20 protein-coding genes are annotated in these 25,906 nt (G+C 65.5%); 14 read left to right on the top strand and 6 right to left on the bottom strand.

The genetic code is table 11. From position 1 onward, the window contains the following. Positions 1-24 precede the first annotated feature (24 nt). Positions 25-996: a Ku protein gene (locus VGR99_RS16850; protein WP_326899735.1), complete on the bottom strand. Its 972-nt coding sequence runs from the start codon at positions 994-996 to the stop codon at positions 25-27. Positions 997-1,230: 234 nt separating this feature from the next. Here VGR99_RS16850 and VGR99_RS16855 point away from each other — a divergent pair, with 234 nt between their 5' ends. From VGR99_RS16855 to VGR99_RS16910, 12 genes are all read left to right on the top strand, one after another. Continuing rightward, complete coding sequence (locus VGR99_RS16855; RefSeq protein ID WP_254117740.1) at positions 1,231-1,386, top strand: hypothetical protein; 156 nt, start codon at positions 1,231-1,233, stop codon at positions 1,384-1,386. 229 nt (positions 1,387-1,615) lie between these two features. Then, complete coding sequence (locus VGR99_RS16860) at positions 1,616-2,290, top strand: response regulator transcription factor (protein WP_211387494.1); 675 nt, start codon at positions 1,616-1,618, stop codon at positions 2,288-2,290. A 94-nt stretch (positions 2,291-2,384) separates the two neighbouring features. Further along, positions 2,385-3,761, top strand: a complete 1,377-nt coding sequence (locus VGR99_RS16865) for a sensor histidine kinase (RefSeq protein ID WP_326899741.1) — start codon at positions 2,385-2,387, stop codon at positions 3,759-3,761. A gap of 161 nt (positions 3,762-3,922) precedes the next feature. Continuing rightward, positions 3,923-5,323, top strand: a complete 1,401-nt coding sequence (locus VGR99_RS16870; protein WP_326899742.1) for a hypothetical protein — start codon at positions 3,923-3,925, stop codon at positions 5,321-5,323. A gap of 100 nt (positions 5,324-5,423) precedes the next feature. Then, on the top strand, positions 5,424-5,693 hold the full coding sequence (locus VGR99_RS16875) for a hypothetical protein (RefSeq protein WP_326899743.1): 270 nt from the start codon (positions 5,424-5,426) through the stop codon (positions 5,691-5,693). Positions 5,694-5,824: 131 nt separating this feature from the next. Beyond that, positions 5,825-6,940: a c-type cytochrome biogenesis protein CcmI gene (gene ccmI / locus VGR99_RS16880; protein ID WP_326899745.1), complete on the top strand. Its 1,116-nt coding sequence runs from the start codon at positions 5,825-5,827 to the stop codon at positions 6,938-6,940. Positions 6,941-6,977: 37 nt separating this feature from the next. Further along, the gene (ccmE, locus tag VGR99_RS16885; protein ID WP_326899746.1) at positions 6,978-7,505 is read left to right on the top strand and encodes a cytochrome c maturation protein CcmE; all 528 of its coding nucleotides are present in this window, start codon (positions 6,978-6,980) and stop codon (positions 7,503-7,505) included. Next, positions 7,502-9,484 (top strand): heme lyase CcmF/NrfE family subunit, encoded by a 1,983-nt coding sequence (locus tag VGR99_RS16890; RefSeq protein WP_326899748.1) that lies wholly within the window; start codon positions 7,502-7,504, stop codon positions 9,482-9,484. Before ccmE ends, VGR99_RS16890 begins: the two co-directional genes overlap by 4 nt. Before the next feature lie 4 nt (positions 9,485-9,488). Next, positions 9,489-9,971, top strand: coding sequence for a cytochrome c-type biogenesis protein (locus VGR99_RS16895; protein WP_326899750.1), 483 nt, complete (start codon positions 9,489-9,491; stop codon positions 9,969-9,971). A 105-nt stretch (positions 9,972-10,076) separates the two neighbouring features. After that, positions 10,077-11,420, top strand: coding sequence for a methyl-accepting chemotaxis protein (locus tag VGR99_RS16900; RefSeq protein ID WP_326899751.1), 1,344 nt, complete (start codon positions 10,077-10,079; stop codon positions 11,418-11,420). A 222-nt stretch (positions 11,421-11,642) separates the two neighbouring features. Beyond that, positions 11,643-13,223, top strand: a complete 1,581-nt coding sequence (locus VGR99_RS16905) for a Do family serine endopeptidase (RefSeq protein WP_326899753.1) — start codon at positions 11,643-11,645, stop codon at positions 13,221-13,223. A 288-nt stretch (positions 13,224-13,511) separates the two neighbouring features. After that, a complete protein-coding gene (locus VGR99_RS16910; protein ID WP_326899755.1) occupies positions 13,512-14,192 on the top strand; it encodes a response regulator transcription factor in 681 nt (226 codons plus the stop codon). 71 nt (positions 14,193-14,263) lie between these two features. On the opposite strand, the gene VGR99_RS16915 is transcribed toward VGR99_RS16910, so the two are convergent. Both VGR99_RS16915 and VGR99_RS16920 read right to left on the bottom strand, forming a co-directional pair. Beyond that, positions 14,264-14,617: a hypothetical protein gene (locus VGR99_RS16915; RefSeq protein WP_326899756.1), complete on the bottom strand. Its 354-nt coding sequence runs from the start codon at positions 14,615-14,617 to the stop codon at positions 14,264-14,266. Continuing rightward, positions 14,614-17,154 carry an arylsulfatase gene (locus VGR99_RS16920; protein WP_326899757.1) on the bottom strand — a complete coding sequence of 847 codons (2,541 nt, stop codon included), beginning with the start codon at positions 17,152-17,154 and terminating at the stop codon, positions 14,614-14,616. Before VGR99_RS16920 ends, VGR99_RS16915 begins: the two co-directional genes overlap by 4 nt. Positions 17,155-17,567: 413 nt before the next feature. Here VGR99_RS16920 and VGR99_RS16925 point away from each other — a divergent pair, with 413 nt between their 5' ends. Together VGR99_RS16925 and VGR99_RS16930 are read left to right on the top strand one after the other, a co-directional pair. After that, positions 17,568-19,028 carry a sensor histidine kinase gene (locus VGR99_RS16925; RefSeq protein ID WP_326899758.1) on the top strand — a complete coding sequence of 487 codons (1,461 nt, stop codon included), beginning with the start codon at positions 17,568-17,570 and terminating at the stop codon, positions 19,026-19,028. Further along, positions 19,025-21,994: a bifunctional [glutamine synthetase] adenylyltransferase/[glutamine synthetase]-adenylyl-L-tyrosine phosphorylase gene (locus VGR99_RS16930; protein WP_326899759.1), complete on the top strand. Its 2,970-nt coding sequence runs from the start codon at positions 19,025-19,027 to the stop codon at positions 21,992-21,994. Before VGR99_RS16925 ends, VGR99_RS16930 begins: the two co-directional genes overlap by 4 nt. Here the strand turns inward: VGR99_RS16930 and VGR99_RS16935 are convergent. The 3 genes from VGR99_RS16935 to fdhF are packed head-to-tail and all read right to left on the bottom strand — an operon-like array spanning position 21,969 to position 25,900. Beyond that, positions 21,969-22,205, bottom strand: a complete 237-nt coding sequence (locus VGR99_RS16935; protein WP_326899760.1) for a formate dehydrogenase subunit delta — start codon at positions 22,203-22,205, stop codon at positions 21,969-21,971. The two genes, VGR99_RS16930 and VGR99_RS16935, sit on opposite strands and share 26 nt — an antisense overlap. Then, on the bottom strand, positions 22,192-23,022 hold the full coding sequence (gene fdhD / locus VGR99_RS16940) for a formate dehydrogenase accessory sulfurtransferase FdhD (RefSeq protein WP_326899761.1): 831 nt from the start codon (positions 23,020-23,022) through the stop codon (positions 22,192-22,194). The genes VGR99_RS16935 and fdhD overlap by 14 nt, the downstream gene beginning before the upstream one ends. Positions 23,023-23,026: 4 nt before the next feature. Further along, the gene (gene fdhF, locus VGR99_RS16945) at positions 23,027-25,900 is read right to left on the bottom strand and encodes a formate dehydrogenase subunit alpha (protein WP_326899762.1); all 2,874 of its coding nucleotides are present in this window, start codon (positions 25,898-25,900) and stop codon (positions 23,027-23,029) included. Positions 25,901-25,906 lie beyond the last annotated feature (6 nt).

Below are 25,906 nucleotides of genomic sequence, written 5' to 3' on the forward strand. Positions count from 1 at the left end.
GGTGCAATCGAGCGGCGTATTCTACTAGCCAGCCTTCTTCGCCCGCGCCGGGGCGCGCACCGGCTTGTCTGCCTTCTTCGGAGCCGCTTTCGCCGCGGCATCCTTGCCGCCCTTGCCGGAGATCGGCAGCAGCATCTCGCGCTGGCCCTCGACGCGCTTCTTCGGCTTCTTGGCCTTGACGGTCTCCTTGGCAACCTTCGCCGCGGGAGCAGCGTCCTTCTCGTTCGCGATGCTCTTCTTCAGCGCGTCCATCAGGTTGATGACGTTGCCGCCGGTCTTCGGCGTGGACTTCGCGGCGATCGGCGCGCCCGAGCGCTTCTTGTTGATGAGGTCGATCAGCGCGGTCTCGTAATGATCCTCGAACAGCTCGGGCTCGAACGCGCCGGACTTCTTCTCGACGATGTGCTTGGCCAGGTCGAGCATGTCCTTGGTCAGCTTCACGTCCTGGATGTCGTCGAAATATTCGCTCTCGCTGCGGACCTCGTAGGGGTAGCGCAGCAGCGTGCCCATCAGGCCGCTCTCGAGCGGTTCGAGCGCAATGATGTGCTCGCGGTTGGTCAGCACCACGCGGCCGATCGCGACCTTGTCCATGCTGCGGATGGTTTCGCGGATCACCGCATAGGCGTCATGGCCGACCTTGCCGTCGGGCACGAGGTAATAGGGGCGGATCAGATAGCGGTTGTCGATGTCGGCCTTCGGCACGAACTCGTCGATCTCGATCGTGTGCGTGGAGTCGAGCGCAATGTCGTCGAGCTCGTCCTTGGTGACCTCGATATAGGTGTCGGTGTCGACCTTGTAGCCCTTGACGATGTCCTCGGAGGTCACCTCGTCGCCGGTCTCGGCGTCGACCTTGAGATACTTGATCCGGTGGCCGGTCTTGCGGTTGATCTGGTTGAACGAGACCTTCTCCGTATCCGAAGTGGCCGGATACAGCGCGACCGGGCAGGTCACGAGCGACAGACGCAGAAAACCCTTCCAATTGGCGCGGGGGGCCATGGGCTACTCCAAACGCAACGGGGACAGCTGACAATAGTACCATCGGGGAACACCGAATCATACACGGCTCAGTGCGGATTCTTGCAACTGCGTTAACCAGTCGCTGACCGTGCGGTTCGGCCCGATCCGGTGGGCAAATGCCGGAACATCATATCGGATCGGGCGTTGGCTCAGGACACAAGGCCGCGAGGAGGTCGCGGTCATCGGAGGCGACACGCAAGGATTGAGGGCATCATGGCAGCCACGCGAGAGCACGATCAGATCGTCGAGACCGCAACCGAGGCGCGCCAGGGCGAACCTGGGCCGTCGGTGGCAGCTCTCCTCGCCATCTCGACCGGGCTCGCGATTCTGATCCTTGCCGTCATCTGGTTCGTGTTCTTCCGGACCTGACGCCGAATTAGCGGGAAGGGCGGACCTTCCGACTCGCCGCAGTACGCGGCACACTGCGCCCGCCATGCCGCGGCTCGTCCGCTGGCCTGGCGGGCGCAGTCGCGTTTGCGGCCGACAAATCGTAAATGACAAAAAAGTAACGCAGGCCGGTTCCCGGCGTTCATATTCAGTTCACGCCGGAATTGCTCATCTATGGCGGTGTTCGTGCAGCCTATATTTGGAGAGAAGCGTGCGCCTGCTTGTTGTTGAGGACGACCCCGATCTCAATCGCCAGCTCACCAAGGCGCTGACGGACGCCGGCTACGTCGTCGACCGCGCCTTCGACGGCGAGGAGGGACATTATCTCGGCGACAACGAGCCCTACGATGCCGTGGTGCTCGACATCGGCCTGCCCAAGAAGGACGGCATCTCGGTGCTGGAGGCCTGGCGCCGCAACGGTCGCACCATGCCGGTCTTGATCCTCACCGCGCGCGACCGCTGGAGCGACAAGGTGCAGGGTTTCGACGCCGGCGCCGACGACTATGTCGCCAAACCGTTTCACCTCGAGGAGGTGCTGGCACGCATCCGAGCGCTGCTGCGCCGCTCCGCCGGCCATGCCCAGAGCGAACTCAGCTGCGGTCCGGTCACGCTCGACACCCGGACCGGCCGGGTCAGCGTGTCAGGCAATCCGGTCAAGATGACCTCGCACGAATATCGGCTTCTGGCCTACCTGATGCACCATTCCGGGCGCGTCGTGTCGCGTACCGAGCTGGTCGAGCATCTCTACGACCAGGATTTTGACCGCGACTCCAACACGATCGAGGTCTTCGTCGGCCGCATCCGCAAGAAGCTCGACGTCGACATCATCCAGACCGTCCGCGGCCTCGGCTATCTCCTGACCCCGCCGCCCGCGCCGGGCGCCTGAGCGCCCTGTCGGGCTTGACGGGCGGCCGAACAGGGGCCTTGGTCCGGTTATGACCGCCGACGCCATGCCACCTCGCGCCCCCGGGATCATTCCGATGCCCGCCAGCTCGCTTGCCAACCGCCTGTTCCTGTCGGCGACGGCCTGGCTCGTGGTGATCCTGGCGATCACCGGCGTGGTGCTGTCGTCGGTCTACAAGAACGCCACCGAGCGCGCTTTCGACCGCCGGCTCAATCTTTATCTCCGCACCCTCATTGCCGAGGTTGCGACCCCCGACGAGCCGCCGGACCGCCAGTTCCAGTCGCTCGGCGAGCCGTTGTTCGAGCTGCCGCTGTCCGGCTGGTACTGGCAGATCACGCGCACCGACACCGAGAAGCCGGAGGTGCGCTCCTCGCGCTCGCTCTGGGACAAGAAGCTGCCGAAGCTGGAGGAGCAGGGTGCCGAGCTCACCGCGGCCGGCATCCGGCTTGCCTATGTCGACGGGCCCGAGGGGCAGAATCTGCGCATGGTCGAGCGGCCCGTCGATCTCGGCGCCGACGGCAAATTCCTCGTCAGTGTCGCCGGCGACGACACCGAGATCTTCGACGAGACGCGCAGCTTCGATTACTACCTCGGCGGCACCTTCACCGCGCTCGGCATCGTGCTGCTGCTGACCACCGTGTTCCAGGTCCGCTACGGCCTCGCGCCGCTCAAGCGCATCTCGGAGTCCATTGCCGACATCCGTTCGGGGCGGGCTGAGCGGCTCGAGGGCGAATTCCCGGTCGAGATCGCGCCGCTGGCGCGCGAGACCAATGCGCTGATCGACGCCAATCGCGAGATCGTCGAGCGCGCGCGCACCCATGTCGGCAATCTCGCCCATGCGATCAAGACGCCGCTCTCCGTGATCGTGAACGAGGCCGGCAGCCACGCTGCCGAGCCGTTCGCGGCCAAGGTGATGGAGCAGGCGGACGTGATGCGCGACCAGCTCGCCCATCATCTGGAGCGGGCGCGGATTGCTGCGCGGGTCTCGATCGTCGCGACCGTGACGGAGGTCGCGCCCGCCATCGAGGCGCTGCGGCGGACCATGGAGAAGATCCACCGCGACCGCGGCATCATGGTCGAGGCCAAGGCCGATCCGTCGGCGAAATTCCGGGGCGAGCGGCAGGATCTGGAAGAGATGGTCGGCAATCTCGTCGACAATGCCTGCAAATGGGCGGCCTCGCGCGTCTTCATCGAGGTTCTGGTGGAGCCGCCACAGCAGGCGGGGGCCGGCCCGCGGCTGCGGATCCTGGTCGACGACGACGGCCGCGGCCTGTCGGAGGCCGAGCGCGCCCAGGTCTCCCGGCGCGGCCAGCGGCTGGATGAGTCCAAGCCCGGCTCGGGGCTCGGCCTGTCCATCGTGACCGACCTGGCCGCACTCTATGGTGGCAGCCTCTCGCTCAGTGGCGCCCCGATCGGAGGCCTGCGGGCCGAACTTGTGCTCCCCGGAATATAATCCTCTGTTCCCAAAGGGTTATTTGGCCCGCGGGATGCCGATCCGGAGCAAAACGGGGGCATTCGAGGCAACGTCCTCAACGGCTTCTTAAGGCGCAACCACCTATGATCGCGCCCGGACGCATCCTACGTCCGCCACCTTACCGTGCATTACCCGGGCGCATGAGCCAGACATCGATCGAGCGGCTGAGGGAATATCTCGCGCAGCTCCCGCCGCAGTCGCAGGCGCTGCTGATGCGGGAGTTCGAGCGCGCGCTCGAACGCGGCCAGGACACGGCCGTGGCGACCCTCGTGCTCGAGCAGCTGCGCAAGATCGTGCGCAAGGCCGAAGCCGACGAAGCCCAGCCGCCGCGCACGGACGATTTGTCCCGGTTGCTGTTCCAGGTGCTGGAACCGTTCCTGGTCGAGGCGGGCGCCCCGATGCGGGTCGGACAGATCCGGCGCGCCTCGCTTCAGCCGATCTGGCAATGGCTCGGCCGTGACGGTGCTCCGGAGAAGGTGACCGAATTCGAAGCGGCGCTGGCGCGCATGCCGGTGGACAGTGCCGGCCAGGTCGAGGCGCTCGCGCAAAAGCTCCAGGTGGTGGCCGCCGATGCCATTCTCGCACTGACGGGGCCTGGTGGTGGCGACAAGTCGCGTGCGCTCGCCCGCGTCGGCCCGCCCAGTGTGATCGAGGATCTCTATTCGATCGGGGCCGTGCTCCAGGTCCGCGAAGCCATCGCCACCCTGAACGAGAAGCTGCCGCGCTTCCTGCGCACCTTCGGCGAGCCCCAGATCGCCTCGGTGACGCAGGCGCTCAACATTCCCGTTCTGCAGACGCCGCAGATGCTGCCCTTCGCGCTGTCGATCGTCGTGCAGCGCATGACCGCGCGTTGGCAGATCATTCGCCTTGCGATCAAGATTGCCGCCTCCGACGACGAGATCCGCGTCGCGGCGACGCCTTATGGCGTGGCCGTCACGATCGCCCTGCATGATCTGTCATGCGTGGCCGCGATCCTGCGCATGGACATCAAGCGCGGGCATTTCGAGACCGTTGCCGACAATCTCAAGTCGCTGCATGACGGCGTGCGCGGCCTGCGCACGGAACTCGACCTGCGCAACGATTCTGCCTGGGGCAAGCAGCTGACCTCGATCCGGGCCGACATCTCCAACGCGCTGCAATCCGAGATCGACAGCGTTCCCGGCCGCGTGCGCCGCATCCTGCGCCAGCGCGCCGAGAAAGACATTCCGCCGGGCGCGCAGATCGACAGCACCGAGGTCGAGGAAACCGCGGCGCTGATCGATTTCGTCGCGACCTGCCGCAACTACGCCAGTGAGCTCGCGATCAACGAGGTGACGCTGCGTACCTATTCCGACCTCCAGCAATATGTCGAGCGCTCGACCGAACAGCTGGTGCAGTCGCTGCGCGTCGCCGATCACAAGGTCCGCATCTACCGGCAACAGCAGATGCAGGCCGCAATCCGGTTCTGCCAGGTGCTGTTCGGCGACGATTACGCCTCGCTGATGAGCCGTGCCGCGGACAACGCCGTCACGGGCGAGCGCAAATCGTCGCGCGCAAGCTGATTCAGTCGCATATTTTCGTGATCACAATTTGAGGTTGACGCTGCCGGTGGCGAGCCCTACGGTCGCCGTGCAAGTTTTTGGAATTTCTATCTGTGGGCGCATGAAACCCATTATCAGCTCCATCGAAATTGAAAACCGGGTCATTGTTGCCAAGTATCAAAGGCTGATGATCGGTGCGAAGGTCGTGCTGGTCGAGAAGGCAAGCGGCCGGCAGCTGCCCGAGACCGTCACCAGGGTTGCGTCTCCGGTTCCGGTCGGGGCGGTGCGCATCAGATTGCCCGAGGCGATCGAGCCCGGAACATACTTCCTCAGGGCGTTCAACGGGCACGGCGAGGACGCCGCCCGCAGCGCGGATTTCGAGATCCGCTAAGCCGTTGGATTATCACCGTTTCGGGACTGTGAGCGGTCGCGCCGAATTGACAATTGTCAATTGCCGCATCGTCCGGCCGTGGTGTAAAGCCACCTACAGGCGCGGTTCGCGCGCTGCCGGAAGCTTGCCAGATGACGCTATGGTTCGTGTTCGCGCTGATGACGGTCGCGGCGATTTTCGCCGTGCTCTTGCCGCTCGGCCGCAGTGGACGCGCGCAAGCCCAGGGCAGCGAGGTCGCGGTCTACAAGGACCAGTTGGCCGAGATCGAGCGTGATCTCGCCGCAGGACTGATCGCCGCACCCGAAGCCGAGGCTGCGCGTGTCGAGATCAGCCGCCGGCTGCTCGCCGCCGCCGGCAGCGAGCCCGTATCGGAGCCGAAATCGAGCCTCAAATGGCGCCGCGCGGCCGCCGTGCTGGCGCTCGTCGGCCTGCCGCTGGTTGCGATCGGCGTCTACATGCCGCTGGGTTCGCCCCTGCTGCGTGATTTTCCGCTGGCGCAGCGGGAGCGCGGGGCCGGCTCCGGCATGGCGCAATCGCTCGAAAACCTCGTCGTGCAGGTCGAGCAACACCTGGAAAAGAATCCGACCGACGGGCGCGGCTGGAACGTGCTGGCGCCGGTGCTGGAGCGGCTCGGCCGCTTCGACGATGCGGTGCGCGCCTATCGCAATTCGCTCACCTATAACGGCGAGAGCGCCGAGCGCAGGTCCGATCTCGGCGAGGCGATGTCGGCTGCGGCCGGCGGCGTCGTGACCGCCGAGGCCAAGGGCGAGTTCGAACGCGCCCATGCGCTCAACGCCGATGATCCCAAGGCGAACTACTTCCTCGGCCTTGCCGCCGAGCAGGACGGCCGCAAGGACGACGCCGCCAATATCTGGCGCGCGCTGCTGACGAAGGCGCCGGCGGATGCGCCGTGGCGTTCCCTCGTGCAGTCCTCGCTGGCGCGGGTCGGCGGCGGCAGCGTCACGATGCCGGCGCTGTCGGACGAGACCATCGCTGCGTCCAGGGACATGAACGAGGGTGACCGCAACGCGATGGTTCGCGGCATGGTCGAGCGTCTCGCCACGCGCCTCAAGCAGAACGGCGACGACGTCGAGGGTTGGCTGCGCCTGGTTCGCGCCTATCTCGTGATGGGCGATCGCGACAAGGCGGTCGGCGCATCGAGCGATGCCCGGCAGGCCGTCGCCAACGATGCCGCACGGCTGAAGCAGCTCAACGAAGGCCTCAAGACGCTCGGACTCGACGGATGATGATTTTGCGGCGAGACGAGCAGGGAACGGATACGCCATGACGCGCAAGCAGCGACGTATGACCATCATCGGCGGCTCGCTCGCCGTGCTCGCGCTCGCGGCCGCGCTGGTGCTCAACGCCTTGCGCGACTCCATCGTGTTCTTCTCGACCCCGACCATGGTTGCCGAGAAGCACGTCGCGCCGGGCAAGCGGTTTCGCCTCGGCGGCCTGGTGCAGCCCGGCTCGCTCCAGCGCGGCGACAATCTCGCGGTGACCTTCGAGGTTGCCGACGGCGGCGCAAAACTGCCGGTCGCCTACAAGGGCATTTTGCCCGACCTGTTCCGCGAAGGGCAGGGCGTCGTCGCCGAAGGCGCGCTCGACGCCAACGGCGTGTTCAAGGCCGACACCGTGCTCGCCAAGCACGACGAGACCTACATGCCCAAGGACGTCGCCGATGCCCTGAAGAAGCAGGGGCACTGGAAGGACGATTATGGCGCGCAAGCCTCTGGCGGTTCCAAGCCGTCTGGTGATGCAAAGCCTGCGGCGACGACCGCGCAGGGCAATCCGCAGGGAGCCGTGCGGTGATCGCAGAATCCGGACATTACGCGCTGGTGCTGGCGCTCGCTTTGGCACTGATCCAGTCCATCGTGCCGCTGATCGGCGCACGCCTGCAGGATGCCGCGCTGATGAACGTGGCGCGCTCGACCGCGCTGGCCCAGTTGCTGTTCGTCGGCGCCTCGTTCATCGCGCTGGTGACGCTGCACGTGAATTCGGACTTCTCGGTCGCCAATGTCTACGAGAACTCCCACTCGATGAAGCCGCTGCTCTACAAGATCACCGGCGTGTGGGGAAACCATGAAGGCTCGATGCTGCTGTGGGTGTCGATCCTGGCGCTGTTCGGCGGCTTGGTCGCCGCCTTCGGCAACAATCTGCCGCTGTCGCTGCGTGCTCATGTTCTCGCGGTGCAGGCGTGGATCGCCAGCGCGTTCTATCTCTTCATCCTGATGACCTCGAATCCGTTCCTTCGCATCCTCAACCCGCCGATCGAGGGGCGCGATCTCAATCCGGTGCTGCAGGACATCGGCCTCGCCGTGCATCCGCCGATGCTCTATCTCGGCTATGTCGGTTTCTCGATCTCGTTCTCCTTCGCCATCGCGGCGCTGATGGAGGGGCGGATCGATGCGGCCTGGGCACGCTGGGTGCGGCCGTGGACGCTGGTCGCCTGGATCTTCCTGACGCTGGGCATCGCGATGGGCTCCTACTGGGCCTATTACGAGCTCGGCTGGGGCGGCTGGTGGTTCTGGGATCCGGTCGAGAACGCCTCGCTGATGCCGTGGCTGGCCGGCACCGCGCTGCTGCATTCGGCGCTGGTGATGGAGAAGCGCAACGCGCTCAAGGTCTGGACCATCCTCTTGTCGATCCTGACCTTCTCGCTGTCGCTGCTCGGCACCTTCCTGGTGCGCTCCGGCGTCATCACCTCGGTGCACGCCTTCGCCACCGATCCGACCCGCGGCGTGTTCATTCTCCTGATCCTCTGCCTGTTCATCGGCGGCAGCCTGTCGCTGTTCGCGGGCCGCGCGACATCGTTGAAGCAGGGCGGCCTGTTCGCGCCGATCTCGCGCGAGGGCGCGCTGGTGCTGAACAATTTGCTGCTGGCGGTGGCTTGCGCGGTCGTGCTGTTCGGCACGCTGTATCCGCTGGCGATGGAAGTGCTGGCCGATTTCAAGATGTCGGTCGGCGCGCCGTTCTACAATCTCACCTTCGTGCCGCTGTTCACGCTGCTGCTGCTGGCGGTGCCGTTCGGGCCGATGCTGGCCTGGAAGCGCGGCGATCTGCTCGGCGTGACGCAGCGTTTGCTTGCGGCCGGCGTTGCCGGGCTCGTTGCGGTCGCCATCGTCTGGGGCTGGACGAGTGGCGGCGCCACGCTGGCGCCGCTCGCGATCGGGCTCGGCATCTTCGTCATCGCCGGCGCCGTCACCGACATCGTGGAACGGACCGGTCTCGTGCGGCTGCCGTTCTCGACAGCGCTGCATCGCGCGCGCGGCCTGCCGCGCTCGGCCTGGGGCACCGCGTTCGCGCATGCCGGCCTCGGCGTCGCGCTGATCGGCATCGTCTGCGAGACCACCTGGAACAGCGAATATATCGCGACGATGAAGCAGAACGACGTTGCCCATGTCGCCGGCTACGATCTCAAGCTCGACGGCCTGTTCTCGCGCCAGGGCCCGAACTTCCGCGAGATGATCGCGGAATTCGACGTCAGCCGCGATGGCGAGAAGATCAGCGTCATGACGCCGTCGAAGCGCAGCTTTACCACGCGCGGCTCCTCGACCACCGAGGCCGCGCTGCTGACGCGCGGCGCGAGCCAGCTCTACGTCTCGCTCGGCGACGCCACCGCCGAGGGCGCCATCGCGGTGCGCATCTATCACAAGCCGCTGGTGCTCATGATCTGGTGGGGACCGGTGCTGATGGCGTTCGGCGGCGTGCTGTCGCTGTCCGACCGTCGCCTGCGGGTCGGCGCGCCGAAGCCGGCGCGGGCCAAGCAGCGCCTCCAGCCGGCGGAATGATCCGATGCGGCGGATGATGGCCACGATCCTCGCGCTGATGCTGCTGGCTCTGCCGGCGGCGCACGCCGTGCAGCCCGACGAGATCATGTCCGATCCCGCCAAGGAGGCGCGCGCGCGCGATCTGTCGCGCGAGCTGCGCTGCATGGTCTGCCAGAACCAGTCGATCGACGATTCCGATGCGCCGCTGGCGCGCGATCTGCGATTGCTGGTGCGCGAGCGGATCGCGGCCGGCGACAGCAATTCGCAGGTGCTCGATTTCCTGGTCGCGCGCTATGGCGAATTCGTGCTGCTCAAGCCGCGTTTCGAGCGTCAGACCATGTTGTTGTGGCTGCTCGCGCCGGTGCTGCTGATCGGCGGCGGCCTGGCGCTGTGGCTGCAAATCCGCCGGCGCGCGCGAAGCGGTGCGGATCTACCGGCGCCGCCGCTGACGCCTGAGGAAGAGGCGAGGCTCGCGGCGCTGATGTCGGACGAAGCGAAATCGTCCTAGCCTACGTAATGATACGTAGGCCCTCTCGCGCCGCCTGTTTCATGCTCTGTTGACCTTTGTCTGGAAGCTTGTCGCGAGATTTGATTCCAGACTTTGAGTCCCTCGATGTTCGCGAACAGCAATCTGACGATCCGCTTCCTGGTTGGCGCCGTCGTCGCTGCATTATTATTCCTGCTGGGCATCGGCGGCGGCACCGGCTTCGTGGCGGTGCTCTATCTCAACAACGAGATCACCAGCCTGTCGTCGGACTTCGCGGCGCTGAACGGCCCGGCGCGCGACCATGCGATGCTGATCTATCAGCAGGCGCAGACCGCGTTCTCCTATTTCCTGATGGCGTGCGGCGTGATCGCCGTGGTGGCGGTTACGATCTGCATCACGACCTGGTTCGCGGTGCGCAACGGCATCCTCAATCCCCTGGCCGCGATCGTGCATGCCATGCGCGAGGTCGCCGACCAGAAGTTCGAGACGCCCGTCCCGGGCCTCGGCGGCAGCAACGAGATCGGCCTGCTCGCCGGTGCGCTGGAGGTGTTCAAGACCAGCGGCCTCGAGCGGCGCCGCCTCACCGAGCAGCAATTGCATGAAGCGCAGCATCAGGCCGAGCGCTCTAAGTTCCTCGACGACCGGATCAGACGCTTCAACGATCTCGTCGCCAGCGTGGTCGACAGCGTGGCGACCTCGGCCGTGCATCTGAAGAGCAACGCGGAAACGCTGTCGCGGACGGCCAACGACACCAGCACCAAGGCCAATGCGGTCGCGAGTGCGGCAAGCCAGGCCTCCACCAGCGTCCAGACGGTCGCGGGCTCGGCCGAGGAGATGACGAATTCGATCGGCACGATCAGCCGCCGCGTCACCGATGCGACCCAGCGCGCCGAGGGCGCAGCGACGCAGGCCGAGAAGAGCCGCGACACCATCCACACGCTGTCGGACGCCGCCGACAAGATCGGCGAGGTCGTGCAGCTCGTGCAGGCGATCGCCTCGCAGACCAACCTTCTCGCGCTCAATGCCACCATCGAGGCGGCACGGGCAGGGGAGGCCGGCAAGGGCTTTGCGGTGGTGGCGTCGGAGGTGAAAAGCCTCGCGCACCAGACCAGCAAGGCCACCGAAGAGATCACCTCGCACGTCGCCAGCATCCAGGGCATCACCGCGGAGACGCGCGGCGCAATCGATGGCATCTCGAAGACGCTGTCGGAGATCTCGTCGATCATGTCGGGCATCGAGGTCGATACCGCCCAGCAGCGCAACGCGACGCAGGACATCACACGCAGCGCGCAGGACGCCGCACAGGGCACGCTGGATGTCTCCAATCACATCGTGCAGATCACCTCGACCTCCGCCGAGACCGGTCGCATGGCGGCCGAGGCCCGTGATTCCGCCGTCGATCTGTCGCAGCAGGCCGCGACCCTGAAGCGGGAAGTTGACGAGTTCATCACCAGCGTCAGGGCCAGCTGAAGCGGCCCAACGGCGCGGTCTGACGCCGTTACGGGAACCCGGCTAAGTTCCTGTCAGACCATGATTTTCGGCATGCGCTAAACCGCCGCATGCGCCGCGCCCCTTTATTACAAAAGTTTAACCCCGCCGCCAGCGCACGGTAAGGCGGGAGCCCCCATCTTTAGGTCCGTAAGGTGCTGGCAGCCGGCACCAAAAGGATTTCAAGGCCCTGGAGATCTCTGCATGAACGACCGTATCGACCTCTCGAACCTTCCGTCTTACCGGCCGCAGCGCCGGTCGGTGTTCTCGGCCCGCAGGATCGCGCTGATGGCTTCGGTCGTCGCCGGCCTTGGCGTCGCCGTCTACGGCCTCGGCCCGTCGATGTCGCCGGCCGACCTGTTCTCGAGTCCGGCGCATGCGCAGGTCAACAACGAGGTTCGCAAGGTCGAGCGTCCGATCGGTTTCGCCGACATCGTCGAGCGGGTGAAGCCCTCGGTGATCTCGGTGAAGGTCAACATCAAGGAGAAGGCCGCGAGCAACGATGATGGCGACGACGCGCAGTCGCCGTTCCAGCCGGGGTCGCCGATGGAGCGCTTCTTCCGTCGCTTCGGCGGTCCCGATGGGTTCCCCGGCCAGAAGGGCGGCGGTCGCGGCCGCGTCGTGCAGGGCCAGGGCTCCGGCTTCTTCATCTCGGCCGACGGCTTTGCCGTGACCAACAACCACGTGGTTGACGGCGCCGACAAGGTCGAGGTCACCACCGACGAAGGAAAGACCTACACCGCCAAGGTGATCGGCACCGACCAGCGTACCGACCTTGCTTTGATCAAGGTCGAGGGCAGCTCGAACTTCCCGTTTGCCAAGCTCGCGGACAGCAAGCCGCGGATCGGCGACTGGGTGCTCGCGGTCGGCAATCCCTTCGGCCTCGGCGGCACCGTGACCGCAGGCATCGTCTCGGCCAGCGGCCGCGACATCGGCAACGGTCCCTATGACGATTTCATCCAGATCGACGCGCCCGTGAACAAGGGCAATTCCGGCGGTCCGGCCTTCGACACCAACGGCGAGGTGATGGGCGTCAACACCGCGATTTACTCGCCCTCCGGCGGCAGCGTCGGCATTGCGTTCTCGATCCCCGCCAGCACCGTGAAGAGCGTGGTGGCGCAGCTCAAGGACAAGGGCTCGGTCAGCCGCGGCTGGATCGGCGTGCAGATTCAGCCGGTGACGTCGGATATCGCCGACAGCCTCGGCATGAAGAAGGCCGAGGGCGCGCTGGTTGCGGAGCCGCAGGCGAGTGGTCCGGCCGCCAAGGCCGGCATCGAGTCCGGCGACGTCATCACCGCGGTCAACGGCGAATCCGTCAAGGACGCCCGCGAGCTCGCCCGCACCATCGGCGGCATGGCGCCCGGCGCGACCGTGAAGCTCAACGTGCTGCACAAGGGCCAGGATAAGGTCGTGAACATCACCCTCGGTCAGCTGCCGAACACGGTCGAGGCCAAGGCCGACACCGACAATGACAGCGGCAAGGGCGCGAGCAAGGGCACCGACGTGCCGAAGCTCGGCATGACCGTCGCCCCCGCCAACTCCGTCGCCGGCGCCGGCAAGGAAGGCGTCGTCGTCACCGAAGTCGATCCGAAGAGCGCCGCGGCCGAACGCGGCTTCAAGGAGGGCGACGTGATCCTCGAAGTCGGCGGCAAGAGCGTGGCCACCGCCGGCGAAGTCCGCGACGCCATCAACGCGGCGCGGACCGACAACAAGAACAGCGTCCTGATGCGCGTGAAGAGCGGCGGCCAGTCGCGCTTCGTCGCCATCCCCATCGCCAAGGGTTAAGGCGAAGGGTCAACGCACAGGAGGCTTACGAAATGAGGGGTGTCGCCGGCATCAGTCGCCCCCGCCGCCGACGCCCTTCGGGGGAGCTGCGTAACGATGGCTTCCCCAGCCTACCTTCCGGTGGAATTACGCCCCCCTCCGTCGGAAGGCCTAGGGCGGTGAGGTCCCCCCAGCTTCACCGCCCGCCCTTTTTGCCTACCTCAGTCCCGTTCGCTTGGCTTGCATGCGATAGCCGCTCGCGCCATGTTTAGAGAAGGGTTGACTTCCTTGACCGTCGCCGAACGCACGATGCGCCTCCTCATTATCGAAGACGACCGCGAATCCGCCGACTACCTCGTGAAGGCGTTTCGCGAAGTCGGGCATATTGCCGACCACGCCGCCGACGGCGAGGAAGGCCTCGCCATGGCCGAGAACGGCGAGTACGACGTGCTGGTGGTCGACCGCATGCTGCCCAAGCGCGACGGCCTGTCGCTGATCGGCGCGCTGCGCGCCAATGACGACACGACACCGGTGCTGATCCTCTCCGCGCTCGGCCAGGTCGATGACCGCATCAAGGGCCTGCGTGCCGGCGGCGACGACTATCTGCCAAAGCCCTATTCCTTCGCCGAGCTGCTGGCCCGGGTCGAGGTGCTGTCGCGCCGCCGCGGCGGCCCGGCCGAGGACACGCTCTATCGTGTCGGCGATCTCGAGCTCGACCGTCTCTCGCACCGCGTCGCCCGCGGCAAGGACGAGCTGACGCTGCAGCCGCGCGAATTCCGCCTGCTCGAATATCTCATGAAGCACGCCGGCCAGGTGGTGACGCGCACCATGCTGCTGGAGAACGTCTGGGACTATCATTTCGATCCGCAGACCAACGTGATCGACGTGCACATCTCGCGGCTGCGCTCCAAGATCGACAAGGGATTCGAGCGGCCGCTGCTGCACACGATCCGCGGCGCCGGGTACATGATCCGGGATGGGATACGCTGAGCCCGGATGATCTTCGATACCTAAGGCATTCATCCCGTCTCATCGCGCTTCAAGGCGTCGACGTCAGGTGTCTACCGACGGTGGCGGCTTTGCAGGCCGCCGCGCATCAGGAGCGTGGTCAGTACGAGATGAAGGGCGACCGCCGGCCACAGCAGGACGCCGCCCAATCGATCTGCGAAACCGACATAGGCCAGAAATAGGGTGATCGCTCCGCTGTAGATCAACATGCCCGGGAGTGGCGGCCACCCTGGCCAACAGGCGATTCCCAAGGCAATCAACGCAATGCCGGCGACACGCGCGACTGGCGTTGCGACACCAGAGAGCGGCTCGCCCAGCAACAACTGGCTGACCAGCGACGGCGCGATCAACAGCGCCAATCCCGTTGCAGCTTCGCTGACGGCAGCGAACGCCAGGGCGCCTTTCATCTCTTCCCAACGTTCGCGGATCGCTTTTGAGACTTCGGCTCTTCGATGGGATCCGGCTCCGGCGCCGGCATGGGTCCGAGTTCTGCCTTGGCCTGTGCCGAGTCCTTCAACTCCGGTCCGAGCTTGAACGTCAGCTTGTTGATCTTGCCCGTGAACTTGAACGGAGGATCGTAGCGATACTCGAGCATCGCGACCCCCGTGCGGGTGTCCTGGCCGACGTCGAAGGTCTCGTCCTCCGGGAACGTGATGGGCGTACAGTGTTCGATGGATTTCCGGTCCACTTCCTTGCCATCCACTGAAAGTACGCCTGTGCCGCCCTTGCCCAGTCCCGGCCCATCCGACTTGAAGTCGAAGACGATGGTGTGATTGCCCGCGCCCAACTCCGGTCCCGACCAGATCGTGCGCTTGAGGTTGAGCAGGTTGTAGAGGAACACGGGCTTGCCCCGCCGAAGGCCACCCACACCCTTGCTCAGAAGCAGCCCGTAGCCGCCGAAACGTCCGCCTTCGGTGACGATCATCCCTTCAGCGCCGCCTTTGGGAATCTCGACCTCGGCGGTGATGGTATAGGACTTGTTGAGGATGCTCGGCGCGGCGCTCGCCGGCACACCGGTCAGTTCGCCCGAATAGGTGAACACCGTCTGCCCGGCCGTCAGGCTTGGGCGCGGCGTATTCCAGCGCGCGAGCGTCGTGTTGTCGAGCGGCAGCACGTTGTACTTCTTCGCCTCGACGTCGAAGATGGCTTGCAGCTCTTTGACCTTCTCCGGCATCTTGGCGGCCAGATCATCGAACTGGGTGGGGTCTTCCTGGACGTTATAGAGTTCCCACTTGTATCCCGTGATCACATCTGGCGGGGGCGCGCTGCTGAGCTCCCATGGAAGCGTGATCGGCGTCGTGGCCGCGACCCATCCATCGTGATAGATGGCGCGATTGCCGAGCATCTCGAAATATTGGGTCGTGTGCGTCGTCCTGGCATTGGCGTTCGCCTTGTCCCACGTGTACGCCATGCTCACCCCTTCCATGGGGCTCTGTTTGATCCCGTCGATCGTGTCGGGTTGTGAAATGCCGGTTGCTTCGAGGATGGTCGGGGCAATGTCGATGACGTGATGGAATTGGCGACGGATGCCTCCGACATCGTTGATATGGCCGGGCCAGGACATGGCGACGCCCTGGGCGGTCCCGCCGAAATGCGACGGCACCTGCTTGACCCACTTGAATGGCGTGTCCATCGCCCACGCCCACGGCGCGGCAAAATGCGGGAAAGTCTTGTCCGAGCCCCAGAACGGATACCAGAGGTACTGAGCCTTCACCGGCACCGGGACGCCGTTGAAGGTCGTGAACTCGTTGGGCGTTCCGTTGATCATGCCTTCGGCACTCGCGCCGTTGTCGCCGCCGATGTAGATGATCAATGTGTTGTTGAGCTCTCCGAGGTCTTCGACGGCTTGAATGACGCGGCCGATCTCATGATCGGTGTAGGCGAGGTAGGCGCCATAGACTTCTGCCTGCTTGATGAAGAGCTTCTTCTCCAACTCGCCGATCGTATCCCATTGCGGCAATTCCTTCGGCCACGGAGTCAGCTTGGCGTGGTCGGGCATGATGCCCAATCGCTTCTGGTTGGCGAAGATCGTCTCCCGTAGCTTGTTCCAGCCCTGGTCGAACAGGTGCATGTCGCTGATCTTCTTGATCCACTCCGGCGTCGGATGATGCGGCGCGTGGGTGCCACCGGGGACGTAATAAACGAAGAACGGCTTGTCGGGCGCAATCTCCTTGAGCTGCTTCACGTGTTGGATGGCCTCGTCGGCCATCGCAGTCGTCAGGTTCCAGCTGGGATTGTCCTGGAATGGATAAATCGCCGTGGTGTTGCGGAACAGATTCGGCTGCCACTGGCTGGCATCGCCGCCGACAAAACCATAGAAATACTCGAACCCCATGCCATTGGGCCATTGATTGAATGGCCCCGCCTGGCTCGATTGGTATGACGGCGTGTTGTGGTCCTTGCCGAACCATGAGGTGGCGTAGCCATTTGCCTTGAGGGTGGTGCCGATGGTTCCCTTCTCGATCGGAATGATCGAGTCGTAACCTGGGAATCCCGTCGATATTTCGCCGACTACGCCGAAACCGACCGAATGATGATTGCGGCCGGTGATGAGCGCTGCCCGCGTCGGAGAGCACAGCGAGGTGGAATGAAAATTCGTATAGCGCAGGCCCTGTTCAGCGATACGGTCCATCGCGGGCGTGGGGATCACGCCGCCGAAGGTGCTCGGTGCTCCGAAGCCCTGATCATCGGTCATGATGAGCAGCACATTCGGTGCGCCCTTCGGCGGCACGACACGCGGTGCCCACCATGCCTTCGAGTCCGAGGCTCTCTCGTTGATGACGCCTCCAAATTCTGGAGGGAGCGGCGGAAGCACCTTGCCGTCAATCGTCGTCGTGGCGGCAGGCGAGCCTGGAATGCCCGTGGCCTGCTGAGCCGAAGCGGAGATGCAGCCGAGGGCGAGAACACTGACTGTGGTCGCAAGGGTGCGGCACCGGATTTTCATAGTCCGACCTCCCGCTGTCCATTTGGCGGGGCGAGGCTGTCACCGCCAAGCGATGCATGCTTGATTTAGGTCAAATGCGCTGGTTCGGCCGGGGCCGGAGATGCCGGCGCCGGCCAGCCGCTCGGAAAGCGAACCAAAGCTAGAACATTGAGCATCCAATATCCCGCCGGAACGCAGCCGCAACTGGACAAGTTCGCTTCAATCCTATCCTTAATGAGCCGGAGGAGCGCGAGATTGCCGAGATTTAACTAGGTCGTGCCTTGGCTGGTCCCTAATATTGTGAATCTTGATGCCGCTATTTCGCGGGGCCGATAAGACATTGTGCGCGCCCTGCGAACGACCATTTGGTATTCATCAGGGACAGCAAGCAAATGGTTCTCGCAATGACCAGTTTTCTCAACGGTACTTGATCCGTGACGGCATTCGGTAAACTCGTCCGCACCACGGCATTCCGGCTGACGCTGGTCTATCTGCTGCTGTTCGCGATGTTCGCGGCCTCGCTGCTCGGCTATTTCGCCTGGAATACGCGGCGGCTGATCACCGAAGAGATCACGCAGACGGTCAATTCCGAGACCTCCGAGATCAACGAGATCTATGCGCGCCGCGGCATGTTCGGCCTCGTGCGCACGATCGAGTATCGGGCGCTACGGCCTGGCGCCAACCTCTACCTCGTGACCACGCCGACCGGGCAGGCGGTCGCCGGCAATGTCGGCTCGCTGGCCCCCGGCGTGATGGCGACGCGTGGCTGGTCGGAAACGGCCTACAGGCGGATCGAGGACGCCGACGAACGCGACCACCGCGCGCTGGTGCGCGTCACTGAATTGGAGAACGGTTTTCGTCTGCTGATCGGCCGCGATCTCGACGAGCGGCGGCGCCTGTTCGGCATCGTGGCGAAGGCGGCGCAATGGTCGGTGCTGATCGTCGTGGTGCTCGGTCTCGGCGGCGGCGTGTTCGTCGCGCGCAGGGTGCTGACGCGCATCGACGCCATGACCGGCACCGCGCAGCGCATCATGACCGGCGATCTCAGCGGACGGCTGCCGGTGGGGCGCAGCGGCGACGAGCTCGACCGGCTCGCGGAAAATCTCAACGCCATGCTGGAGCGGATCGAGGCGCTGATGGCGGGGCTGAAGGAGGTCTCCGACAACATCGCCCACGATCTCAAGACGCCGTTGACGCGCCTGCGCAACCGTGCCGAGGAGGCGCTGGCGAAATCGGGCACCGAGGCCGATTACCGCGCCGCGCTGGAGCGGACGATCGAGGAGTCCGACGGCCTGATCCGCACCTTCAACGCGCTGCTGATGATCGCGCGTGCGGAATCCGGCCAGGCGCGCGGCAACATGGACGATTTCGACGCGGCCGACGTTGCCCACGGCATCCACGAGCTCTACGAGCCGCTCGCCGAGGACGACGGCATGACCTTGAAGGTCAAGGCCGATCCGACGCCGGTTCATGCCAACCGCGAGCTGATCAGCCAGGCGCTCGCCAATCTCGTCGAGAACGCGATCAAATACGGCAAGCCGGTGGCGCAGGCCGGCGGAACCGTGGTCAGCATGGACGCGCGGCAGATCACCATCGAGGCGCGACGCGAGGGTGATCAGGTGTTGCTCAGCGTCACCGATCGCGGACCCGGTATTCCCGAAGGCGACCGCAAGCACGCCATCGAACGATTCGTCCGATTGGAGGCGAGCCGCACGCTGCCGGGCTCCGGCCTCGGCCTCAGCCTCGCCTCCGCAGTCGCGACGCTCCATGGCGGCGAATTGCGGCTGGGCGATGCCAATCCCGGGCTCGTCGCCACATTGGCGCTGCCGGCGCGCGCGGGTGCCGGCGACAGGGTTGCTCCTCCAATACCGGATGTGCCACAGAAGGTGGCATGAACCACTCCGCGCCGGGAAACGCGGACAAGACTGGAGAGGGCCTCGCCGCGCGGTTCGCGGAGGCCCCCCATATTGCCGCTTCCGCAACCGACGAACGACGTTTTGAAAGTTGGCTGGCCGAGCTCGAGCCGGCACAATTGGCCCGTCTTGAGGCATTGCTGGCTCATCCCTTCGCGCGGGATATTCTGGCCGGAATCGCGGAATTCTCGCCTTATCTGTTCGACCTCGTGCGCGCCGATGCGCTGCGCCTGATCCGTTTGCTCGAATGCGATCCCGACCTGCATCTGCCCGCCCTGATCGCCGAGGCGAGAAACGCGGTGCTTGCCGCGGCGGACGAGGCCGAGGTGATGCGGCTGCTCCGCCGCATGAAGGCCGAGGCGGCGCTGCTGACCGCGCTGTGCGACATCGGCGGGGTCTGGCCGGTGATGCGGGTGACGGCAGCGCTGACCGATGTCGCGGTGTCCTCGGTGCAGGCGGCGCTCCAGTACCAGCTGCGGCAGGAAGCCGCACGTGGCAAGATCCTGCCGCCAAATCCCGATGTGCCGGAAGAAGGCTGCGGCCTGATCGTGCTCGCCATGGGCAAGATGGGCGCGGGCGAGCTGAACTATTCCAGCGACATCGATCTCATCGTCTTCTTCGATCCCGACAATACAACGCTCGCGCCCGACATCGAGCCGCAGCCGTTCTTCGTCCGGGTGACGCAGGGCATCGCGCGCGTCCTCCAGCAGCGCACCTATGACGGCTACGTGTTCCGCGTCGATTTGCGGCTGCGGCCGGATCCGTCCTCGACGCAGGTTGCGATCTCGCGGGACGCCGCGCTGCATTATTATGAGCGGGAAGGGCGCACCTGGGAGCGCGCCGCGATGATCAAGGCGCGCGCCTGCGCCGGTGACGCCAAGGCGGGCGAAGCGCTGCTCGCCGAGATCGCGCCGTTCGTCTGGCGCAAGCATCTCGACTTCGCCGCGCTTGCCGACGTCCACGACATGAAGCGGCAGATGCAGACCTATCGCGGCCAGAGCGAGGTCGCGGTCGAAGGCCATAACGTCAAGGTCGGCCGTGGCGGCATCCGCGAGATCGAGTTCTTCGCGCAGACCCAGCAGCTCATCGCCGGCGGCCGCCATCCGGAATTGCGGGTGCGGCCGACGCTCGCCGCGCTCAACGTGCTCGCTTCGAGCAACTGGATCACCTCTGCCGCACGCGACGAGCTGACCATCGCCTACGAATTCCTGCGCCGGGTCGAGCATCGTCTCCAGATGGTCGCGGACGAGCAGACCCATGCGCTCCCCGAAGACAAGGAGGCCGTCGAGCGCTTCGCCCGCTTCTTCGGCTATCCCGACCGCGAAGCCTTTGCGAGCGACCTGCTGCGGCAGCTCGAGATCGTGCAGGGACACTACGAAAAACTGTTCGAGGGCGATGATCCGACCGGCACGGCCAAGCTGCCGGCGCTCGATTACCGTGCAGGTCCCGATGATCCGCGCCTGCTGCAGCACATCGCGACGCTCGGCTTCAAGAAGCCGGCCGCCGTGGCGCAGACCGTGCGCGACTGGATCACCGGCGACTACCGCGTCTTCCGCAACGAGGCGACGCGAAACGCCTTCATCGAATTCGTGCCGGCCCTGATCGACGGCCTCGCGCATGCCGAGGAGCCCGACCGCGCCGTCGTGGCATTCGACCATTTCCTCGGCGCGCTCCAGCGCGGCGGCCGGCTGATCACGCTGCTCGGCCAGAACCGCGACCTCGTCGCGCTGGTGGCGCTGGTGCTGGGCGCGGCCCCGCGGCTCGGCGAGATGCTGGCGCGCCAGCCGCAACTCATGGACGGCCTGATCGATCCGCGCTTCTTCGGAGCGATGCCCGACCGGCAGGAATTGTCGGCGCGGCTTGCCGCTACGGTGCAGGACGCGGCCTCCTACGAAGAATTCCTCGATCGCCTGCGCCTGTTCGGGCAGGAGAGCCTGTTCCTGATCGGCACGCGTATCCTCTCCGGGACCGTCTCGGCGCAGCAGGCGAGCACGGCCTTCGCGGACGTCGCCGAGGGCGTCGTCCACACCGTGCATGGCCTCGTTGCCGACCGCTTTGCCGCCCAGCACGGCCGCATCCGGGGGCAAGAGACCGCGATCGTCGCGATGGGCCGGCTCGGCAGCCGCGAGATGACGGCCTCGTCCGATCTCGACCTGATCCTGCTCTACGATTTCGACGGCGAGAATCCGGACTCGGATGGGTCGAAGTCGCTGCAAGGTGCGCATTATTTCGCCCGCTTCACCCAGCGCCTGATCAGCGCCTTCACGACGCGCACCAATTACGGCGTGCTCTATGAGATCGACATGCGGCTGCGTCCGTCGGGGCGCGCCGGTCCCGTGGCGTCCAGCCTTGCCTCCTTCGCCGATTATCAGGCCAATGAAGCCTGGACCTGGGAGCACATGGCGCTGACGCGTGCGCGGGTGGTGTCGTCCTCAGCCGAATTCCGCGAGCGGATCGAGCGCGTCATTCGCGAAGTCCTGACCCGCCGCCGCGACCGCGCGATCATCGCCAATGACGTCGCCGACATGCGCGGCGCGATCGCGCAGGAGAAGGGCGAGACCGATCATTGGGATCTCAAATACGCCGCCGGCGGCATGATCGACATCGACTTCATCGCGCAATATCTCCAGCTCGTGCATGCCCATGACAAGCCCGAGATTCTCGATGTCAGTACCCTGCAAGTGCTGGACAATGCCGCCAAGCTCGGTGTCTTGCCGCAGTCGGAGGCGGAGATCCTGCGCGCCGCGGCGCGGCTCTATCACGATCTGACGCAGATCCTGCGGCTCTGTGTCAGCGACGGCTTCAAGCCTGATACCGCCGGCACCGATCTCCTGCGCGTCATGGCCCGCGCCGGCGATGCGCCGGACTTCTCGTCGCTGGAGGCGCGTGTGAAGGAGACGCAGGGCGAGGTGCGGCGCGTGTTTACGGCGTTGTTGGAAGCGAAGTAGTCGGCTTCAACGAGGTCAGGGCTTCGCGCACGTTCGGCTCGAGGCCCGCGCCGCCGGCATCGAGATGGGCGAAGATGGCCTTCTTCATCCTTGGATCCCAGAACTTCTTGATGTGGTCGGCTATGCCCGGCACGGCCTTGTCGTGGCCCTGGCTGCGGAAGAAGGTGCCGATCTGGTTGGCCATGTAGACGAGGCGGTCAGGCGACGACATCGACGATCTCCTGGGCACGGAGGGCCGTGATGCGGCCCTGGTGCGTGAACACTTCAAACCCGTCGCTGCGGGCGATTGCAATCAGCGTGATGCCGGCGGCGGCGGCGGTGCGGACCGCGAGCGCGGTGGGGGCGGAGACCGCGACCATCACGGGCGCGCCGATCGCAGCCGTCTTCTGCACCATCTCGATCGAGACGCGGCTCGTCAGCAGCACCATGCCGCCGCTGGCGTCGGTGCGGCTGCGCGCGAGCGCGCCGGCCAGCTTGTCGAGCGCATTGTGGCGGCCGACGTCCTCGCGCAGCGCGGCCATGCCGTTCGTCGGTGACCAGAACGCCGCGGCATGGACGGCGCGGGTCTGCATGTTGATCGCCTGCAGGGGGGCGATCGCCTGCATCGCGGTCATGATCTGCTGCGGCGTGAAACTGGTGCCTTGGGGCACGATGGCGGCCGGGCGTATTGCCTCCGCAATCGAGTCGATGCCGCAGATGCCGCAGCCGGTTGGACCTGCGATGTGCCGCCGCCGCTCGCTGATGCGCGCGGCATCTTCCGACGCCAGCCACATCCGCAGTTCGATGCCGTCGTCGAGGCGGACCACATCGAGCGACTTGATGTCGTCGACCGACTTGATGATGCCTTCGTCCAGGCTGAAGCCCACCGCGAAATCTTCGAGGTTCTGCGGCGTCCCCATCATGACGGCGTAGGTGCCGCCATTATAGGTCAGCGCCAGCGGCGTCTCCTCGGGGATCAGCCGAGTGCCGTCTGACGCGACACCGTCGCGCCAGATCTCGCGGTCGATCGCCTGGACCGGCACGTGCATGCGGTTACTCCGCGGCTTCGGCGGGGGCGATGCGGCGGGAGTGCCGCGCCTGCTCGTCGTAGGACTTCTGCCAGTCGGACGGCCCGTTCGACGGCGAGATCTGCACCGCCGTGACCTTGTACTCCGGACAGTTGGTCGCCCAGTCCGAATAGTCGGTCGTGATCACGTTGGCCTGCGTGTCCGGGTGGTGGAAGGTGGTGTAGACGACGCCCGGCGACACGCGGTCGGTGATCTCCGCGCGCAGCGTGGTCTCGCCGGCGCGGCTCGCCAGCCGCACCCAGTCGCCGTCGCGCACGCCGCGCTGCTCGGCGTCGTGCGGATGGATCTCGAGCCGGTCCTCGGCATGCCAGACCACGTTGTCGGTGCGCCGTGTCTGCGCGCCGACATTGTACTGGCTGAGGATGCGGCCGGTGGTGAGCAGCAGCGGGAAGCGGGGGCCGGTGCGTTCGTCGGTCGCGACATATTCGGTGACGATGAACTTGCCCTTGCCGCGGACGAAGCCGCCGATATGCATCACCGGCGTGCCTTCCGGCGCCTTCTCATTGCAGGGCCACTGCACCGAGCCGAGCTCGTCGAGCTTGGCGTAGGAGACGCCGGTGAAGGTCGGCGTCAGCGCCGCGATCTCGTCCATGATCTCGGACGGATGGCTGTAGTTCATCTCGAAGCCCATCGCCTTGGCAAGCGCGATCGTGACTTCCCAGTCGGCCATGCCGTTCTTCGGCGTCATCACCTTGCGGACGCGCTGGATGCGGCGCTCGGCGTTGGTGAAGGTGCCGTCCTTCTCGAGGAAGCTCGAGCCCGGCAGGAAGACATGGGCGTAGTTCGCGGTCTCGTTCAGGAAGAGGTCGTGGACGATGACGCATTCCATCGCCGACAGCGCGGCGACCACGTGCGAAGTGTTGGGATCGGACTGCAGGATGTCCTCACCCTGCACGTAGATGCCCATGAACGTGCCTTCGATCGCGGCGTCGAACATGTTGGGAATGCGCAGGCCCGGCTCGGGGTTGAGCTTGACGTTCCACAGCGCCTCGAACTGGTCGCGCACCGCATCGCCCGAGATGTGGCGATAGCCCGGCAGCTCGTGCGGGAACGAGCCCATGTCGCAGGAGCCCTGCACGTTGTTCTGGCCGCGCAGCGGGTTCACGCCGACGCCGGGACGGCCGATATTGCCGGTCGCCATCGCGAGGTTGGCGATCGCGATCACGGTGGTTGAGCCCTGGCTGTGCTCGGTGACGCCGAGGCCGTAATAGATCGCGCCGTTGCCGCCGGTGGCGTAGATTCGGGCGGCTTCGCGCAGCACCTTGGGATCGACGCCGGTGAGGATGGCGGTCGCTTCCGGGCTGTGCTTGGGCTGGGCGACGAAGGCCGCCCATTCCTCGAACTCGCTCCAGTCGCAGCGCTCGCGCACGAAGGCTTCGTTGACGAGGCCTTCGGTGACGATGACATGCGCCAGCGCGGTCACGACGGCAACGTTGGTGCCGGGCATCAAGGGCAGGTGCAGCGCCTTCACATGCGGCGATTCCACCATCTCGGTGCGGCGCGGATCGATCACGATCAGTTTTGCGCCCTGGCGCAGCCGCTTCTTCAGGCGCGAGGCGAAGACGGGGTGGGCCGAGGCCGGATTGGCGCCGATGATGACGGCGACGTCGGTGTTCTCCACCGAGTCGAAATCCTGCGTGCCGGCCGACGTGCCGAAGGTCTGCGACAGGCCATAGCCGGTCGGCGAGTGGCAGACGCGGGCGCAGGTGTCGACATTGTTGTTGCCGAAGCCGGCGCGGATCAGCTTCTGCACCAGATAGGTTTCTTCATTGGTGCAGCGGGACGAAGTGATGCCGCCGATGGCGTCGCGGCCGTATTTCTTCTGGATGCCGCGCATCTTGGCGGCAGCGAAAGAGAACGCCTCATCCCAGGAGACTTCCTTCCAGGGATCCTCGATCCGGTCGCGGATCATCGGCTTGAGAATGCGTTCCTTGTGATTGGTATAGCCCCAGGCGAAGCGGCCCTTGACGCAGGAATGGCCGCGATTGGCCTTGCCGTCCTTGTAGGGCACCATACGCACGACTTCCTCGCCGCGCATCTCGGCCTTGAAGGCGCAGCCGACGCCGCAATAGGCGCAGGTGGTGACGACGGAATGCTCGGGCTGGCCGATCTCGATCACCGACTTTTCCGTCAGCGTCGCGGTCGGGCAGGCCTGCACGCAGGCGCCGCAGGAGACGCATTCGGAGCCGAGGAAGCTCTCGCTCATGCCGGGCGAGACGCGGCTGTCGAAGCCGCGGCCGGAGATCGTCAGCGCGAAGGTGCCTTGCACCTCCTCGCAGGCGCGGACGCAGCGCGAGCAGACGATGCACTTGGAGGGATCGTAGGTGAAGTACGGGTTGGACTCGTCCTTCGGCATCCAGTTGTCGTTGGTGCAGCCGTCCGTCTTGGCGAAGACGTGGTTCTCGCCCTCGTAGCCGTAGCGGACGTCGCGCAGGCCGACGGCACCCGCCATATCCTGCAATTCGCAATCGCCGTTGGCGCCGCAGGTGAGACAGTCGAGCGGGTGGTCGGAGATGTAGAGCTCCATCACACCCTTGCGCAGCTTCTTGAGCCGCTCGGTCTGGGTGCGGACGACGAGGCCGTTCATCACAGGCGTGGTGCACGAGGCGGGCGTGCCGGCGCGGCCCTCGATCTCGACGAGGCAGAGGCGGCAGGAGCCGTAGGCGTCGACCATGTCGGTCGCGCACAGTTTCGGGATCTGGTGGCCGGCATCCATCGCGGCGCGCATGATCGAGGTGCCCTCGGGCACCGTGACCTGGTTGCCGTCGATGGTCAGCGTCACCATCGTTTCCGATTTCGAGCGCGGCGTGCCGTAGTCGATTTCTTCGATCAGAGACATCGTCGT

The organism is Bradyrhizobium sp. (genome assembly GCF_035935975.1).
Lineage (GTDB): Bacteria > Pseudomonadota > Alphaproteobacteria > Rhizobiales > Xanthobacteraceae > Bradyrhizobium.